The organism is Pseudomonas sp. PDM31, assembly GCF_019218965.1.
GTDB lineage: Bacteria > Pseudomonadota > Gammaproteobacteria > Pseudomonadales > Pseudomonadaceae > Aquipseudomonas.
Genome location: NZ_JAHUWS010000004.1, coordinates 271,509 through 289,160, shown reverse-complemented (window position 1 = coordinate 289,160; position 17,652 = coordinate 271,509). Strand labels below are relative to the sequence as shown.

Here is a 17,652-nt window from a genome sequence, read left to right as displayed (position 1 = left end):
CTGACTCATGAAATGTCGGGTTCGCTGTCGGAGTCGAAAATGAAAAACTGGCTGGACGAGATCAAGTGGGACGCAGATGGCCTGGTGCCGGCGATTGCCCAGGATCACAAGACCGGGCGCGTCCTGATGATGGCCTGGATGAACCGTGAAGCACTGGAACTGACCGCAGCCGAGAACCGTGCCATTTACTGGTCACGCTCGCGTGGCAAACTGTGGCGCAAGGGTGAAGAGTCCGGCCACGTGCAGACCCTGCACGAGATGCGCCTGGACTGTGATGCCGACGTGATTATCCTGATGGTCGAGCAGATCGGTGACATTGCCTGTCATACCGGTCGCCAGAGCTGCTTCTATCGCGTTTTCGAAAACGGCGACTGGACGACTGTCGACCCGGTCCTGAAAGATCCGCACGCCATCTATTGCGCAGGACACAAACATGAGTGACACGCTGACCCGTCTGGCCCAAGTGCTGGAAGAGCGCAAAGGCGCCGCCGCCGACAGCTCATATGTCGCCAGCCTGTACCACAAGGGCTTGAACAAGATTCTGGAAAAAGTCGGCGAAGAGTCGGTCGAAACCATCATTGCAGCCAAGGATGCCGCCGTCAGCGGTGACTGCAGCGATGTAATCTACGAGACTGCCGACTTATGGTTCCACAGCATGGTCATGCTCGCCCAACTGGGGCAGCATCCACAGGCTGTACTCGATGAACTGGACCGTCGTTTCGGTCTGTCCGGACACGCCGAGAAAGCCTCGCGCCCGTCCGCCTGAATAACGATTAGAGAGGAGCAGCAGCATGGGCATTTTTGACTGGAAACACTGGGTCGTCATCCTGGTTGTCGTGGTACTGGTATTCGGTACCAAGAAACTGAAAAACCTTGGCACCGACGTCGGTGAATCGATCAAGGGCTTCCGCAAAGCCATGAACGATGACGAAAAACCGGCCGATCCGACCGCGACCCCAGCCCAACCGGTTCCACCGGTTCAGCCACAGGCCTCTGTAAACCAGCCGCACACCATCGACGTGCAGGCACAGAAAGTCGAAGAGCCGATCCGCAAAGACGTGTGAGCACTGACTAATGTTTGGTATCAGCTTCTCTGAATTGCTGCTTGTCGGCCTCGTGGCCCTGCTGGTGCTGGGCCCCGAGCGTCTGCCGGGCGCTGCGCGCACGGCAGGCCTGTGGGTCGGGCGACTGAAGCGCAGCTTCAATGCGATCAAACAGGAAGTTGAACGTGAGATCGGTGCCGACGAAATTCGTCGGCAACTGCACAACGAACACATCCTGTCGCTTGAGCAGGAGGCGCGGAAGATCTTCACGCCGACCCAGCAGGAGCCGACGCCGGTCGAACACGTTGGAACGCAGACGATTCACACTGCCGCCGCGCCAACACCTGCGCCGGCGCCCGCTGTCACCACAACTGAAGCTGCGCCAGTCGTTGAGGCGACCCCGGAAGAACCTGTTGCTCCAGCCGCCGCGCCGACCACGCCGACGCCTAACGACACCACTTTGCCGCCGCGAGCCCCATGAGCGACCTTCCTGAAAATGACCAGCACATGCCGCTGGTTTCGCACCTCACCGAGCTGCGTACCCGCCTGCTGCGTTGCGTAGCGGCGATCTTCATCATCTTCGCCGGGCTGTTCGCTTTCACCCAGCAGATCTACACCTTCGTCTCCACGCCGCTGCGCGAGTACCTGCCGGTCGGCGCGACGATGATCGCCACCGACGTGTCGTCGCCGTTCCTGACGCCGCTGAAGCTGACCATGATGGTCTCGCTGTTCCTGGCCATCCCGGTGATCCTGCATCAGATCTGGGGCTTCATCGCCCCGGGCCTGTACAAGCATGAAAAGCGCATCGCCGTGCCCCTGCTGGTTTCGAGCATTTTGCTGTTCTACGCTGGCATGGCGTTCGCCTATTACCTGGTGTTCCCACTGATCTTCAAATTCTTCGCCGCCGCCACCCCGGCCGGGGTTGAAATGATGACCGACATCAGCAGCTACCTGGATTTCGTCATGACGCTGTTCTTCGCCTTCGGCGTGGCGTTCGAGATTCCGGTGGCCGTGGTGCTGCTGGTGTGGATAGGCGTGGTCGACGTCAAATACCTGAAGAAAATCCGCCCGTACGTGATCATCGGCTGCTTCGTGGTCGGCATGATCCTGACGCCGCCGGACATCTTCTCGCAGACACTGCTGGCCGTGCCGATGTGGATGCTGTTCGAGGTTGGCATCCTGTTCGGTAGCCTGATCAGCAAGCGCGGCGAACATCCGGACGACCAACCGGCTGACGATCACAACGACCAGCCGCCAGCGACTCAAGCGTGAACCTGCTGCTCCTCGAGGAGGCCGACTTCATCGCGGCTGACCGGGTGGTCCTGCGCGACCGTCGTTTGACTCACATGCAGCAAGTACATCGCTGCGAAGTCGGCGACAGCATGCGTGTCGGGCGGATCGGCGGGCTGATGGGATCGGCCGAGGTGTTGCGCCTGGACGCCGCTGAAGCGGAGTTGCGCGTCACACTCGACCAATCGCCGCCGGCCAAGCTGCCGCTGACCCTGGTACTGGCCCTGCCACGACCCAAGATGCTGCGCAGGGTGTTTCAGACCGTGGCCGCCATGGGAGTGCCACGCATCGTGCTGGTCAACAGCTATCGCGTCGAGAAGAGCTTCTGGCAGACACCGTTCCTTGAGCCTGAAGCGATTCGCGAGCAATTGATCCTCGGCCTTGAACAAGCCCGGGACAGCGTACTGCCACAGGTTGTTATCGAGAAGCGCTTCAAGCCGTTTGTCGAAGACCGCCTGCCGGCGATTAGCGAAGGCACCCTGGGCCTGGTCGGGCACCCGGGCAACTACCCGCCCTGCCCTCGTGCGCTGAACGAGCCGGTGACCCTGGCGATCGGCCCTGAAGGCGGCTGGATCCCCTACGAAATCGACCTGCTGGGTAAGTCCGGCCTGCAACCGGTGCAGTTGGGCGAGCGAATCCTGCGCGTCGAAACCGCCGTAACCGCGCTATTGGCCCGCCTCTTCTAAATTCACACAGCCCTACAGAATATCTGCGCGCCGCCGATATACCCCCCACAAAACCAATTTGCGGTCAGGGGAGAAGTAGCATGTACAGTTGGCTAGCCGAGAATCTTGGGCACATACGTGTCAAACGCAAACTGGGAATCGGTTTTGGCCTGCTGTTATTGCTGACACTGCTGATCACCTTCACCGGCTGGTCCGGTCTGAGCGGCGTGATCAGCCGTGGCGACAAGCTAGGTTTCATCGCCACTGTCAACGAGCTGACCAAGGATCTGCGCCTGGCGCGCATGGACTATGAAATGCGTCGCGGCGAGCAAGGCCCCGCAGCCGTCAACGACCTGTTAGGCAAGCTCGAAACCGGCCTGCATACCGCGCGCAGCCTGATTGAGCAACCAGCTGACGCCGCCATGGTGGATCAACAACTGGCCGCTGTCGCCGAGTACCGCCGCGCGTTCAGCGACATGACCCGGGCAGGCGCCCAGCGCGAGGACGCCCGCAGCAAACTCGGCGCCACTGCCGACACCGCCGTGGCCCGTGTCGCCGAAGTGGAAAAATCCATGCTGCAAGGCGACAGCGTGAGCGCCTTCAACAGCGTGATCAACCTCAGCAAGCTGATCCAGCAGGCACGCTTCCAGGTACGCGGCTACACCTACAGCGGCAAGAGCGAAGCTGCACAGCCCGCCCTGGACGCCATCGACAATGCCCTGAAAAACCTCGAGAGCCTTCCAGCCACACTACCCGAAGAGCACCTGGCCAACCTGCAACAGGCCACCGACGCCCTCAAGGCCTATCGCGCCGCTGTCAGCCAGTTCAGTGATTCCCAGATGGCCACGACCCAATCACTGGAGCGCATGGCCGCCCAAGGCGAGATCCTGCTGGACCTGAGCAAGAAACTCACCGTTTCGCAAACCGTTGTCCGCGACACCGATGCCGCTCACGCCAAGAACATGCTGACCCTGGTTACCGCGCTGGCGATTGCCTTCGGCTTGCTGGCGGCATGGGCAATTACCCGGCAAATCGTCATCCCCCTGAACCAGACCCTGGCAGTGGCCGAGCGCGTGGCCGCCGGTGACCTGACGCAAAACCTTGTGTCCCTGCGCCGCGATGAACTTGGTCAACTGCAACGCGCCATGCAAGGCATGACCCGGGGCCTGCGCGAACTGATCGGTGGGATCAGTGATGGCGTTACCCAGATCGCCAGCGCTGCCGAGGAGTTGTCCGCCGTCACCGAGCAGACCAGCGCCGGGGTTAACAGTCAGAGAGTCGAGACCGATCAGGTCGCCACCGCCATGAACGAAATGGCTGCCACCGTGCAGGAAGTCGCACGCAACGCCGAGGAAGCATCCGAAGCGGCGGTCGCCGCCGACCAGCAGGCCCGCGAAGGCGACAAGGTGGTCGGCGAAGCGATCGCCCAGATCGAGCGCCTGGCCAGGGAAGTCGGTAACTCCACCGAAGCCATGGGTGAGCTCAAGCGCGAGAGTGACAAGATCGGCAGCGTATTGGACGTGATCAAATCCGTGGCCCAGCAAACCAACCTGCTGGCACTCAACGCGGCGATTGAAGCGGCCCGTGCCGGTGAGGCCGGGCGCGGTTTTGCCGTGGTCGCCGACGAAGTCCGCAGTCTGGCCCAGCGCACCCAGAAGTCCACCGAAGAGATCGAAGAACTGATCGTCGGCCTGCAAAACGGCACCCAGCAAGTGGCGACCATCATGGACAACAGCCGCAACCTGACCGACAGCAGCGTCGAACTGACCCGCCGTGCCGGTACTTCACTGGAAAGCATTACCCGTACCGTATCGACCATTCAGGCGATGAACCAACAGATTGCAGCGGCGGCCGAGCAGCAAAGCGCCGTGGCCGAGGAAATCAACCGAAGCGTGTTGAACGTACGGGATGTGTCGGACCAAACGTCGGCGGCGAGTGAAGAGACGGCAGCGTCCAGTGTTGAGCTGGCGCGATTGGGTACACATCTGCAAATGTTGGTGGGGCGCTTTAAAGTTTGAATATTTAAAGAGGGCTTGCCCAACGCGGACAAGCCCTCCCTCACTCAACAATATAAAAACACTAACTTACGACTGTAGAAAAACTGAATACAAAGGCGCCGAACACAAACCAAAAACCCGGCATGCTAAGTTCACTCCTCAATCAAAGGAACCACAGCAAAGCACTATGTTAATAGCGCAGACGCGATTATTACGCATAGACATGCTTGTTGTTGGCTAATCACAAGGAGTGAACATCATGAACGTAACAAATTTTACACTTGGCAATGCCTGGATGACGGGCATCTATGAACATATCAAGAACCTGCGCGTGCACCAGCTCGCTCTACCCTCTGCCCATAATTCCGGTGTGGATAAAGGCTCACTGGATCCTGTTTTCGGCAATTGGATGGCATGCCAGGACTATTTTTTCGGCACCCAATTGAACCAGGGTGCCCGTGTCCTCGATTTGCGCGTTACCGACTACAGTTACAGAAAAGATGTTGGTGGCTCGAAGGTCCCTCGATACAAATTCATCGAGGAGTTCAAGTGTGTACATGGTTTACCTGGAAGAAATTTCGACCAATGCCTTGCGGAGGTCAAAAGGTTCGCGGAGTCAAATCGTGGCGAGCTGATAATACTGGACATTCACAAGTTTGACCGTGGCAGAAATCTGAATGACAGCATTGGACGCTTTCGAAACAAGTTAAGCCAACTGAATCATTTACTGATCCCACCCACCGCAAGAAACCTGACTTTGGCCGAAATCAAAAAGAGCCACCCTAATCGCAATGTAATCATTTGCTGGGAAGGCGGCGCCTACTGGAATACCATCCAGCACATATGGGAAGGCGATCAGACAACTCGAGCACAACTTGAAAGTTTCATCAACAGAGCCAGGGCAAGAGTTTCCAGCAGTACATTCAGCTCACTGTCAGCGACCATTTATAACACCGGAGGCCCAATGCGCCTGAGGCGCGGCGAGAAAGTCTGGACAGACGTGTTCCATCCGCAACATAGCGTTTTCAACATCATCAATGCAGACTTCATTCAAGACACAGGCATCGTCGAAAAATGCATTGAGCTTAACAAGGCCAGAGGCGCGCGCAGCTAATTGATATCGGCTGATATCAGCATCCGCCCGCACGTCGCCGAGCCTGCTCACGGCAAAGCGACGTGCTGAAAAACCTGGCTACAGGCGCTTGCGCTATAGAACCTGGCGCAAAAATGCCTGAGCCCGCGGATCTTTCGGGGCATCGAAAAACTGCGCTGGCGATGCATCTTCCAGCAACTTGCCATGATCGAAGAACAGCACACGATCGGCTACTTCCCGGGCAAAACCCATTTCGTGGGTGACGCACACCATGGTCATGCCTTCCACGGCCAGGTTCTTCATCACATCCAGCACTTCGCCGACCATTTCCGGGTCCAACGCCGAGGTCGGCTCATCGAACAGCATCACCTTTGGCTCCATCGCCAGCGCCCGGGCGATCGCCACGCGCTGTTGCTGACCGCCGGACAGGCGTGACGGAAACTCGTTGGCCTTCTGCGCAATCCCGACCTTTTCCAGCAGCGCCAAGGCCTTGGCTTCACGCTCCTTCTTGCCGCGTTTGCGCACGACTTTCTGCGCCAGGCAAAGGTTTTCCAGAACGGTCATGTGCGGGAACAGGTTGAAGTGCTGGAACACCATGCCGACTTCGCGGCGATACGCGTTTACATCGGTTTTCGGGTCAGCCAGTTGCAGACCATCGATGCTTACCGAGCCCGAATCGAACTCTTCCAGGCCATTGAGGCAGCGCAGAAAGGTCGACTTGCCGGAACCGGACGGGCCGATCACCACCAGTACTTCGCCCTTGGCCACCGTGGTGCTGACGTTATCCACCGCACGCACCACCTGACCACGGGTGTCGTAGACTTTTACCAGATCGCGGACTTCAATCACTTTGCGCGAGCCTCCGCTCAAGCCGGCTGGCGATTTTCGACAGCGGCAGGTTGATCAACAGGTACAGGCCGGCGACACAGAACAGGATTTCGAACGGCGAGAACGACGTGGTAATGACTTCACGACCGCTTTTGAGCAGTTCGGTAATCGCGATCACCGACACCAGCGAGGTGTCCTTGACCAGGCTGATGAACTGCCCAGCCAGCGGTGGCAACACGCGCTTGAACGCTTGCGGCAGCACCACATGGCGCATCGACTGACCCGCACTCAGGCCCAGGGACCGTGCAGCTTCATTCTGACCACGGGCGATCGACTGCACGCCCGAGCGGATGATTTCCGCTACGTAAGCACCTGTAAACAGCGACAGCGCAGCGATCCCGGCGAACTCCCGGGACAGGTTCATCACCGTGCCGATGAAGAAGTAGAAAATGAAGATCTGTACCAGCAGCGGCGTGCCACGCACCAGTTCGACGTAAATGGTCGAGAGGTCGCGCAAGGTCGGGTTGTTCGACAGGCGGCACAAGCCGGTGGCGAGGCCGATCAGCAGACCTAGCACACCAGAGACCACCGATAGCCACAAGGTGGTCCAGAGGCCCCACATCAGCGGTCCTGCGGCCCAATGGCGGGTTACGCCGACCACGTCACCTTCGGCCACATCATCGCCCTGGGCGACTTGCAGGCTGTTTTCGTCGACGGTCAGGTGTTGTTCATCGCCTGCATCGTTACGCAGGGTCACTTGCGCCTTGTCGCCTTTACGCACCAGTTCGCTGACGGTGGAGATGTCGGCGGCGCGTTGGGATTCTTCGGCGTGGTAGGCGAAGTACTGCGGTACGCGGTTCCAGCGCCATTCGTAGGACATCAGCGAGGTGGCGTAATACAACGCGCCGGCCAGACCGATCAGCACCAGCACGGTCAGGGCGTGCCAGGGCCATTGGGCTTTTTTCTGTTTCATTGCAGGTTCCGGAATTTGTGTTGCCTTGGAGGCCGTCATCGCCAGCAGGCTGGCTCCCACAGGGGAATGCATTTCATTGTGGGAGCCAGCCTGCTGGCGATTCGGCGCGACGCGGTCTATCTGACCGAGCCTTACTCCATGTCCTTCTGCCAAGCGGTGTCTTTGAACCACTTGTCATGGATGCGATCGTAGGTGCCGTCTTCGTGGATCTGATGCAGGAAGTTGTTGATGAAGTTGATGCTGTCGTAGTCACCCTTCTTCAGGCCGAACGCCAGGGGCTCGTAGGTGAACGGCTTGTCGAGGAATACCAGCTTGCCGTTGCCGACCTTGTTCACAGCCACAACGTTGTAGGGCGCGTCGTAGATAAAGGCATCGGCTTTGCCATTGACCACGTCGAGCACCGCTTCCTGCTCATTGTCATAGCCGTGGTATTTGGCTTTGGAGATCAGCTTCTTCGCGACCATCTCACCGGTGGTGCCAAGCTTGGAGGTGATGCGGTAGTCGGCAGTGTTCAGGTCTTTGTAGGACTTGATGGTGCCTTCCAGCTCCTTGCGGATCAGCAAGGTTTGGCCGACCACGATGAACGGTTCGCTGAAATTCAGGCGCAGGTTGCGCTCTTGGGTCAGGGTCATGCCGCTGCCGATCATGTCGAACTTGTCGGTGAGCAGGGCCGGGATGATGCCGTCGTAACCAGTAGACACCAGCTCCAGCTTGACACCCATGGCCTTGGTCATCGCTTTGAGGATGTCGACTTCGAAACCGATGATCTCGCCGCGCTTGTTGGTCATCTCGAACGGCATGTAGGTCGGGTCCATGCCGACCTTCAAGGTGCCGCGCTTGACCGCATCATCAATGGCACCGGCCTGCGCCGCGCCGACTGCAACCAATGCCGTGACGCCGACCAGCAGCATCGACAGATACTTCTTCATCTTCAAGTCCCCAAAACCATTGCGATATGAGGCGCGCAAATGGTGGCTTCCGTAAGGAAACACACCAATACGGAGAAAAATTATCCGGGCGCACCAATTCGGGGATGGATGCTAACGCACTCGTTCATTTGCACAAGAGCTTGGCGACGTTCAGGCAAAAAAAGCCCGTTATTCCATGAAAGTAACTGTACTGACCTATGCATCGGGTCGCAGCCACTGGTCGCAACTGTCATTTATGACAGCTACACAGCTAGCGCTTTTAAGAATTTACTTGGGTAGGCGCCCCTGTCGGATTCTCATCTCTCAAGGGCCTCATTCCAATACTGACAAGGAGTTCAACGTGTCTACTACCTCCCCCAATATAGCCACTTCCCTCTTGCCGGCCGCCACCGTCACTGAAGCCCCAAATGGCGAATTGCCGAAAAAATCGGCACTGATCACCGTGAATATCGAGCCGCACGAGGGTAACCCTCTTGACGCCATCCTCCTCATATTGAATGGTATCCGTGAGGACGGCATGCCGTATCACTGGACCCTTCCTCCAAGGCCCACAGGCAATGGCCCTATCATTTTTCGCTTGATCAACGAGCGCGACATCGATATCGAGAACCTGAAAATCCTCAAAATTACCTACGAGATCATCACCCAGCAAGGGACGCATTTACCCTCTGAAACACTGCACCTCAATGTCGTCACGGAAAAATTACCGCGCGTCGATATCGTGGAAGCTCCGGCACCGGAATTCGTGTTTGACCCGAAGCAATCGCTGTTTGATGCGACGATCATCGCCCGGACACACCCCGACTTTATCGCCGGGCGTTCTGTTTGGCTGCATTTCGAAGGCCGTGCGGCGGGAGGCAGTTTCACCAAGGAGTTTCCGATTGAGTTTATCTGGGAGGGCAAGGACCTGTATTTCACCGTTGATCGCGCGATTGTCCTGGCGAACCTGAATGGCCCTGTAAAAATCTACTACACGCTGGTGGATGGGCAGAGCTCCCGCTGCTCCGAGGTCGTGGAGATGTGGGTCGGCTCGGCACTGCAATTGCCCGTGCCGGAGATACTGGAAGCGACCCTGGACAATCCCGCCACGGCCACGATTGACCCCATGAAAGTCCTGGAGTTGGGAACTTTCACGCTCCGTGTACGCAACCCCGACATGCTCGGCACCGACGAGATCGAGGCGTACGTCAAGGGTACGCCCGACGCCGGAACACCAGTGATCCCGCCAAAATATGGTGATGCCGATAAGCGCTTGGTTGATTTCTATTTGGATATCAACGTCATCGCGGCCAACTTGGGTCAAAACTTCACGGCAAGCTACAAGTACACGCGTGGTAGCAGAAGCAAATTGTCGGATGTTCTGCAAGTGAAGGTGCTACCTCTGGTGCCTTCGGCTATGGATTTGGTGAAAGTGCCCGGAGCTGTAGACGGTAAGCTCGATCCGCGCGACAGCCACGCCGTTCAGATCTCCGAGTTTCCATTTATGCGAACAGGCCTGGCAGTCTGGATTTTCCTGGAAGGAAACCAGGGAAAATATACGCTGCGCGACGGGGTCCCCGTGAGTCAATTGGAGTTTGATGCCAAGCGAATCGAACAATTGATTCCGGCAGACTACCTGAATACGCTGCCCCATGACGAAGGAGTTAAAGTGATTGCCCTGGTCTCGCTGAATGCAACGGGCGAGATAAGTTCTGCCGTCCCTTTTGTAGTTCGCGAATATCACATAGCAAGAGAGCCTAAAGTCATCGCTACCATTGCTGTTGGAACTTCCCCAACACAAGTTGAAGTTAGCATTGACGGAGGGAAAGTCTTTGTAGCAAACAGTGGAAGCCAAAGCATTTCTGTCATTGACACTAAAAGCAATACCGTAATACACACTATACCCCGACCTCGCGGGAAGGCTACGACCATCGCTGTTCATCCCCGCGGGCAGCACCTCTACGGATGTGACAACGCAGACTCATACACATATGTCTACAATACGAATTCCTATGAGATGACTCATGACTTAGATGGCCTTACTGGCACCTTCGACATGAAATTCAGTACAGATGGCGAAAACGTATACAATGCTAATAATAGATCCGTTAGACGATTCCGCGCTCTTTCTGAAAATCAGTTAGCCGTGAATGACATCGACTCTTTCGCCCTGGCATTATGCCCCCGTAATACTTGCCTTTATTCAGTGCACCCATCATCAGATGACGTACTGGTTCTTGACGCTAATGATTTGCAAATAATAGAGAGAATTCCGGCAAGCGCCAGCCAAACAATTGCCTTGACCCAAACCAACGCCCACAGCCCATACTTATACTGTGGCGGGAGCAAATTAGTAATTATCGATACCGCGACCAATACGGTCATCGGCGACCTGATCACTCGTGATAGCGTTCGCAGTATTGCAACACACCCAAGCATGCCACTAGCGTACGTCGTTTCAGGTAATTTTTTATTAATTATCAACACAAACACGCATGAAATCATCCAAGAAATTTGGGTGGGCGGGGGGGCTTTTATAGCCATTACTCCTGACGGCTCTAAGGCCTACATCTCCCAAGAAAATAGCAACACAGTCGTAGTAGTTGCCCTTTAACAGCAGCAACAATGACATCTATTGTGAATCACAGGCACCAAAAAAAACCCCGCTAACTTAGCGGGGTTTTTTATCATGCCAACTGAGGCTGCGCACTCAGCGGCTTGAGCGGCAGCAGCGGCGCATGGGGATCGGCTTTCACCGACTTGCGCCACGCAGCCAGCCACTCGGGGTGACCTTCGCTCCACACTTGCTCGTGCAAGCGAGCCAATGCCACCGGGTCGCTCAGCAGTTGCACACGCTCATTGTTGCTCAGCCCGTCAGGCCCGACCTTCATGGCGTGCCGTACCCGTTCGATCCGCAGCCATTCGATCGGCTCGGCCTGCCCGTGACGGGAGGTTGCCAGCGAGCACGCCAGGGCGTTCTGCTGTGGATCGACCACCGAACGAACGAAGCCGTCGTTCAGCGCATGCCAGCGGTTTTCATGGGTGTACTGGTCGGTTGCCAGCAACGCCTGTGGCGGATTGTATTCCTCAGGGATCAGGAACAGGCTCTCGTCACGGGACTTCAGGCCCAGGCCAACGCGGCTGGAAATCACCGACACCGGAATCGACAGCATCAACGAACCGACGATCGGAACCAGCCACCACAGGAAGCTCGGGTTCAGCCAGATCACCAGCAAGGCCCAGAAGAAGCCCAGCAAGGTTTGCGGACCGTGGCGCTTGACCGCCTCGCTCCATGGCGTGGAGTCGTCGTCACGTTGCGGCGAGTTCCAGGTCGCGGCCCAGCCGAGGAACGCGGCGAGAACGAAACGGGTGTGGAAAATCATCCGCACCGGCGCCAGCAACATGGAGAACAACATCTCCAGGAGCATCGACAGGGTCACCTTGAACTTGCCGCCGAACTCTTTCGCGCCCTTGGCCCAGATCAGGATGATGCTCAACAGCTTCGGCAAGAACAACAGCACGATGGTGGTCGAGAACAGCGCGATGGCCTTGTCCGGGTGCCATTGTGGCCACAGCGGATAAAGCTGGCGCGGTTCAAGGAAGTACTGCGGCTCCATCAGCGTGTTGACCGCCAGCAGCGCCGTCGACAGCACGAGGAAGAAGAACCACAACGGCGCCGACAGGTAGGACATCACGCCGGTCAGGAACACCGCCCGGTGTACCGGGTGCATGCCTTTTACCAGGAACAGCCGGAAGTTCATCAGGTTACCGTGGCACCAGCGACGGTCACGCTTGAGTTCGTCGAGCAGGTTTGGCGGTAGCTCTTCGTAGCTGCCTGGCAAGTCGTAGGCAATCCACACGCCCCAGCCGGCACGACGCATCAGCGCGGCTTCGACGAAGTCGTGGGACAGAATCGCACCGGCAAACGCGCCTTTACCGGGCAACGGCGCCAGGGCGCAGTGCTCGATGAACGGCTTCATGCGGATGATCGCGTTGTGACCCCAGTAGTGGGATTCGCCCAACTGCCAGAAGTGCAGACCGGCGGTGAACAGCGGACCGTACACGCGGGTAGCAAACTGCTGCATGCGCGCATAAAGGGTATCCATGCCCGACGCACGTGGCGCGGTCTGGATAATCCCGGCGTCCGGCGTGGCTTCCATCAGGCGCACCAGACTGGTCAGGCACTCGCCGCTCATCACCGAGTCGGCATCGAGCACGACCATGTACTTGTAGTCACCGCCCCAGCGACGGCAGAAGTCGTCCAGGTTGCCGCTTTTACGCTTCACGCGGCGACGGCGGCGGCGATAGAAAATCTTGCCAAAGCCCTTGGCTTCGCGGCAGACGTCCAGCCAGGCCTGCTGTTCGGCGACACAGATATCGGCGTCGTTACTGTCGCTGAGGACGAAGAAGTCAAAGCGATCCAGATCACCCGTGGCCGCAACCGACTCGAACGTTGCGCGCAGACCGGCGAATACCCGAGGCACGTCTTCGTTGCAGATCGGCATCACCAACGCGGTGCGCGCATCCTTGGGAATCGGCTCATTACCGGCACTTTTACCGGAAATACGGTATTTATCGTGACCGGTGAGCAACTCGAGGAAGCCCATCAGCGCCGTCCAGAAACCGGCCGACACCCAGCAGAACAAGATGCCGAACAGGATCAGGATGCTGGTCTGCAGCGCATACGGCAGCACTTGCGTCGCAGTCTGCAACAACGGTTGGTTCAGCACTTCGTTCAGGTCGACGAACGACCAGCCCTGGTACGGCATGATGCCCTTCATGTACCAGCCGGCGACGATGGTCTGGCCCAGCATCAACACCAACAGAATATAACGACGGATCGAGCCGACCGTACGCCAGCGCGCTGCCGGCAGTACTCGCTCATCCTTCGGCGGCTTCGGCGGATTGGTCCGTCCGGTCATCCGGCGCCAACCGCGCACCAGAATGTTGGTGCGCCACGGCTCCGGCACAACCTTGGTCCGACGAATCGGCGGCGTCGCCTTCAGGCAAACGCGACCGCTGGCGTCGAGCGCCAGCATTTCGGCGTCCTGCAACTCTTCGGCGGTGCTCAGGGTCAGGCGCTTGCCGACCGAAGCCTGGACGGCCTCGGTCGGAGCGTCGAACATCGAGGACGACAAACGCTCGTGCAACTCGCTGAAGGACTTGCAACCCGCGAGTTCCGCGCGTTGCTCGTCGGTCATGGGCAGATGCGCCAGATACTCGGAAAGCGTCTCTGGCTGTACTTGAGAATTACTCATCGGCAGGCAACTGATAGCTCCAGGTCTCGGTCAGGACTTCTTCAGTCGGGGCCGATTCCGGTGTGGCTGGGACCGCGTCGGCAGCGGCAGGCTGCTTGGCGTCTTTTTTGGCCTGATCCTTGGCATCAGCAACCGGCTTGGTCTCGGCCTGTTTGGCCTCCGCTTGCTTGGCTTCCTTGTCCGCTTTCTCCTGTTGCTTGGCGGCAACCTTGTCGGCCTTGGCAACCGACGAGTTGGACGCTGGAACCGAGGTCTTGGCCAGGTCCGCCGGTACGATGTTCTGCACCAGCGCAGCGCGCATCTCGGTGGCCTTGCTCGGGTCCTTGATCTTCATCCGCAGGGTCAGGCGCCAGCCCTTGGTTTCAGGGTTGTAGCGCACACTGTTTTCCACCAGTTCAGCGTTGTCGCCAACGCTCACCTGGCTGCGAACTTCCGTATCTGCAGGCAATGCCGACAGGGACGGGCCTTCGAAGTCCACCAGATAGGCAACGCTGCCGTCCGGCTGACGAATCAGGTTGGACTGCTTGACGTCGCCAGTGGAGCGCAGAGTCTGTTTGACCCAGGCACTGTCAGGCGCATGAATCGAGGCTTCGTCCATGGTCCAGTGCATACGGTAAGCAACGTCGAGCGGTTGACCTGGCTCTGGCAGTTTTTCCGGATTCCAGAAAGCCACGATGTTGTCGTTGGTTTCGTCGGCGGTCGGAATCTCTACCAGATCGACGGTACCTTTGCCCCAGTCACCCTTAGGTTCGATCCAGGCGCTTGGGCGCTTGTCGTAACGGTCGTCGAGGTCTTCGTAGTGGCTGAAGTCGCGACCACGTTGCAACAGACCGAAACCACGCGGGTTCTCGACCGAGAAGTTGCTCACCGCCAGGTGTTTCGGATTATTCAGTGGGCGCCACAGCCATTCGCCGTTGCCGGCGTGAATCGCCAGGCCGCTGGAGTCGTGCAGCTCACGACGATAGTTGAGGACTTTCGACGGCTGGTTGGCACCAAACAGGAACATGCTGGTCAGTGGCGCAATACCCAGTTTGCCGACCTTGTCACGCAGGAACATCTGCGCCTTGACGTCGACAATGGTGTCGCTGCCCGGACGCAGGGTCAGACGATAGGCACCGGTGGCCCGTGGGGAATCCAGCAGCGCGAAAATCACCAGGTGCTTGTCGCCCGGCTTCGGCTGCTGAATCCAGAATTCACGGAAACGCGGAAACTCTTCGCCGGACGGCAAGGCGGTGTCGATTGCCATGCCCCGAGCGGACAGGCCATAGACGTGACCTTTGCCCACGACGCGGAAATAACTCGCGCCGAGCATGGTCATGATTTCGTCTTGTTTGTCGGCCTTGTTGATCGGGTAAAGCACACGGAAACCGGCATAACCCAGTTGCTCGGTGGCTTTAGGATCGAACTGCAAATCGCCGAAATCAAAACGACTCGGGTCGTATTTGATCTCTTCGACGGTGTTCGCCGTGATTTCATTGATTTTCACCGGCGTATCGAAATGCATACCCTGGTGGTAGAACGACAGCTTGAATGGCGTCTTCTGGTCGGCCCATTCTGCTTTTTCCGTCAGAAAACGGATCTTCTGATAGTCGGCGAATTTCATTTCGCGGAATTCGTTCGGCAGGTTACTGCGCGGTACTTCGTACTTCTGCGCGGCCAGCTCTTTTGCCTTGACCGAGACATCATCCAGACTGAATGCCCAAAGCTGGCCGGCGCTGAGCAGGCAGAGCAGGGCTGAGCCCGCTACCAGAGCGCTACGAAACCGTTTGGCAGACATTCTTGGTGCATTACAGGGACTAACAATCACGAGCAACCCTCGCCGAAAACAGATCAAAAAACCAACGGCCAGTTGACGGGCCTGTGCGTTACCGAGCCTGAAAAACCCGACCTCACAAACCACTCTTGCCAAGTTGGCGAGCATTGTTCCGACTCCGATGAGGCAAAATGATTCCCCAAACGGTTCCGGACAAGTCTCTACCTAAGTCAAAATGGACCAACGAACGCCGATCCCCGTAGCGCGCGATTATCTAGCAGGCCGCGTTACAACGCATCAGGCGTAACAAAGTATTTATCGCGAAAAGCCCCTGTTTTCAGTGGAAATGAGCTTAAAAAGTTGTTTCAAGCGCTTTCAGGTCTGTAACAGGAAGGTGACCGGGCCATCATTGACCAGGTGCACCTGCATATCCGCGCCGAATCTACCTGATGCCACAGTGCCATGCACCTGTTTCGCTTTGCTTAATAGATAGTCGAACAGCTCCTCGCCCAAAGCAGGAGGGGCCGCGGTCGAGAAACTTGGACGCAGCCCGCTTTTAGTGTCCGCGGCCAGGGTGAACTGAGAGACCAGCAGCAGCCCGCCGCCCACATCCGCCAGGGACAGATTCATCTTGCCCTCGGCGTCACTGAACACCCGATAGTTAAGCAGCTTATGCAGAAGTTTGTCGGCGCTCGCCCGGGTGTCCCCCGGTTCCACTGCAACCAGAACCAGCAAGCCCTGATCGACGGCACCCACCACCTCGCCTGCTACCTCGACGCGCGCGCCGCGCACGCGTTGCAACAAGCCTTTCATGCTTCTTCGGGCGGCAAGTCGAGCAGGCGCCGCGCCATCTGGTCGGTGGCCCGCACCAGTGCGTCAGTGATCCCCGGTTCGGAGGCGGCATGGCCGGCGTCGCGAATGACTTGCAACTCGCTGTTCGGCCAGGCCTGGTGCAATTCCCAGGCATTATCCAACGGGCAGATCACGTCATAACGGCCATGCACGATCACACCCGGCAAGTGGGCGATCTTGCCCATGTCGCGAATCAACTGGTTCGGCTCAAGGAAGGCGTTGTTGCTGAAGTAATGGCATTCGATGCGGGCAATGGACAATGCACGTTGCGGCTCGGAGAAACGATCGATCACCAGCGGGTTCGGGCGCAATGTCGCGGTGCGGCCTTCCCAGGTCGACCAGGCCTTGGCCGCATGCATCTGGGCAATTTGATCGTTGCCAACCAGGCGCTTGTGGAAGGCGGTGAGCAAGTCGTCACGCTCGTCCAATGGGATTGGCGCGATGTAGTCCTGCCAGTAATCGGGGAACAGACGGCTGGCACCGGCCTGATAGAACCATTCGATTTCCTGTGGACGGCAGAGAAATATCCCACGCAGGATCAAGCCGTGCACACGCTCCGGATGGGTTTGCGCGTAGGCCAGTGCCAGGGTCGAACCCCACGAACCGCCGAACAGCACCCACTTGTCGATGCCCAGGTGCTGGCGAATCCGCTCCAGGTCGGCGACCAGATCCCAGGTGGTGTTGTTTTCCAGGCTGGCGTGAGGCGTGGAGCGACCGCAACCGCGTTGATCGAAGGTGACGATGCGATAGATGTTGGGGTCAAAGAAACAACGACTCTGGGCATCACAACCGGCGCCGGGGCCGCCGTGAATGAACACCACCGGCAAACCTGCCGGTGAACCGCTTTCGTCGACGTAGAGGGTGTGAGTTGCATCGACGGCCAGATCGTGCCGGGCGTAGGGTTTGATCTGCGGGTACAAAGTCTGCATTGCGCACTCCGTAAGGGGTCGAGGTCATCCCTGGGGGGACTTCTATTATTCTGCCGTTGGGCA

Annotated in this window: 16 protein-coding genes and 1 pseudogene; 10 read left to right on the top strand and 7 right to left on the bottom strand. The window is 58.0% G+C overall.

Annotated features, from left to right (window positions below; genetic code table 11):
• Window positions 1-39 precede the first annotated feature (39 nt).
• From hisI to KW839_RS10100, 9 genes and pseudogenes are all read left to right on the top strand, one after another.
• The gene (gene hisI / locus KW839_RS10135) at window positions 40-441 is read left to right on the top strand and encodes a phosphoribosyl-AMP cyclohydrolase (RefSeq protein WP_033045332.1); all 402 of its coding nucleotides are present in this window, start codon (window positions 40-42) and stop codon (window positions 439-441) included.
• Window positions 434-766 carry a phosphoribosyl-ATP diphosphatase gene (locus tag KW839_RS10130; protein WP_046816939.1) on the top strand — a complete coding sequence of 111 codons (333 nt, stop codon included), beginning with the start codon at window positions 434-436 and terminating at the stop codon, window positions 764-766. Before hisI ends, KW839_RS10130 begins: the two co-directional genes overlap by 8 nt.
• A gap of 25 nt (window positions 767-791) precedes the next feature.
• Entirely contained in the window at window positions 792-1,064 is a 273-nt protein-coding gene (locus tag KW839_RS10125) for a twin-arginine translocase TatA/TatE family subunit (RefSeq protein ID WP_056852243.1), read from the top strand.
• A gap of 10 nt (window positions 1,065-1,074) precedes the next feature.
• Window positions 1,075-1,524, top strand: a complete 450-nt coding sequence (gene tatB, locus KW839_RS10120) for a Sec-independent protein translocase protein TatB (RefSeq protein WP_218424231.1) — start codon at window positions 1,075-1,077, stop codon at window positions 1,522-1,524.
• Window positions 1,521-2,315, top strand: coding sequence for a twin-arginine translocase subunit TatC (gene tatC / locus KW839_RS10115; RefSeq protein ID WP_060542601.1), 795 nt, complete (start codon window positions 1,521-1,523; stop codon window positions 2,313-2,315). The genes tatB and tatC overlap by 4 nt, the downstream gene beginning before the upstream one ends.
• Window positions 2,312-3,019, top strand: coding sequence for a 16S rRNA (uracil(1498)-N(3))-methyltransferase (locus KW839_RS10110; protein ID WP_060542600.1), 708 nt, complete (start codon window positions 2,312-2,314; stop codon window positions 3,017-3,019). Before tatC ends, KW839_RS10110 begins: the two co-directional genes overlap by 4 nt.
• Window positions 3,020-3,099: 80 nt before the next feature.
• Window positions 3,100-4,161, top strand: a pseudogene (locus KW839_RS28105) (methyl-accepting chemotaxis protein); the annotation flags it as partial.
• Window positions 4,144-5,016: a methyl-accepting chemotaxis protein gene (locus KW839_RS28100; RefSeq protein ID WP_371318066.1), complete on the top strand. Its 873-nt coding sequence runs from the start codon at window positions 4,144-4,146 to the stop codon at window positions 5,014-5,016. The pseudogene KW839_RS28105 and the gene KW839_RS28100, both read left to right, overlap by 18 nt.
• A 238-nt stretch (window positions 5,017-5,254) precedes the next feature.
• The gene (locus tag KW839_RS10100) at window positions 5,255-6,109 is read left to right on the top strand and encodes a hypothetical protein (RefSeq protein WP_060542598.1); all 855 of its coding nucleotides are present in this window, start codon (window positions 5,255-5,257) and stop codon (window positions 6,107-6,109) included.
• Window positions 6,110-6,202: 93 nt separating this feature from the next.
• Here KW839_RS10100 and KW839_RS10095 read toward each other — a convergent pair whose 3' ends face one another.
• From KW839_RS10095 to KW839_RS10085, 3 genes are all read right to left on the bottom strand, one after another.
• Window positions 6,203-6,937, bottom strand: coding sequence for an amino acid ABC transporter ATP-binding protein (locus KW839_RS10095; RefSeq protein WP_060542597.1), 735 nt, complete (start codon window positions 6,935-6,937; stop codon window positions 6,203-6,205).
• Window positions 6,930-7,889, bottom strand: a complete 960-nt coding sequence (locus KW839_RS10090) for an amino acid ABC transporter permease (protein ID WP_060542596.1) — start codon at window positions 7,887-7,889, stop codon at window positions 6,930-6,932. The genes KW839_RS10095 and KW839_RS10090 overlap by 8 nt, the downstream gene beginning before the upstream one ends.
• A gap of 131 nt (window positions 7,890-8,020) precedes the next feature.
• Window positions 8,021-8,818, bottom strand: coding sequence for a transporter substrate-binding domain-containing protein (locus KW839_RS10085; RefSeq protein ID WP_218424229.1), 798 nt, complete (start codon window positions 8,816-8,818; stop codon window positions 8,021-8,023).
• Window positions 8,819-9,158: 340 nt separating this feature from the next.
• Between KW839_RS10085 and KW839_RS28095 the strand changes: the two genes are divergently transcribed.
• Window positions 9,159-11,411: a YncE family protein gene (locus KW839_RS28095; protein ID WP_218424228.1), complete on the top strand. Its 2,253-nt coding sequence runs from the start codon at window positions 9,159-9,161 to the stop codon at window positions 11,409-11,411.
• Window positions 11,412-11,484: 73 nt separating this feature from the next.
• Here KW839_RS28095 and mdoH read toward each other — a convergent pair whose 3' ends face one another.
• The 4 genes from mdoH to pip form a co-directional block, all read right to left on the bottom strand.
• Window positions 11,485-14,055 carry a glucans biosynthesis glucosyltransferase MdoH gene (gene mdoH, locus KW839_RS10075; RefSeq protein ID WP_218424227.1) on the bottom strand — a complete coding sequence of 857 codons (2,571 nt, stop codon included), beginning with the start codon at window positions 14,053-14,055 and terminating at the stop codon, window positions 11,485-11,487.
• The gene (locus KW839_RS10070; RefSeq protein ID WP_256352597.1) at window positions 14,048-15,832 is read right to left on the bottom strand and encodes a glucan biosynthesis protein G; all 1,785 of its coding nucleotides are present in this window, start codon (window positions 15,830-15,832) and stop codon (window positions 14,048-14,050) included. Before KW839_RS10070 ends, mdoH begins: the two co-directional genes overlap by 8 nt.
• A gap of 351 nt (window positions 15,833-16,183) precedes the next feature.
• Window positions 16,184-16,621, bottom strand: a complete 438-nt coding sequence (gene dtd, locus KW839_RS10065; RefSeq protein WP_060542593.1) for a D-aminoacyl-tRNA deacylase — start codon at window positions 16,619-16,621, stop codon at window positions 16,184-16,186.
• Window positions 16,618-17,589: a prolyl aminopeptidase gene (pip, locus tag KW839_RS10060; RefSeq protein WP_060542592.1), complete on the bottom strand. Its 972-nt coding sequence runs from the start codon at window positions 17,587-17,589 to the stop codon at window positions 16,618-16,620. The genes dtd and pip overlap by 4 nt, the downstream gene beginning before the upstream one ends.
• Between the last annotated feature and the right edge of the window lie 63 nt (window positions 17,590-17,652).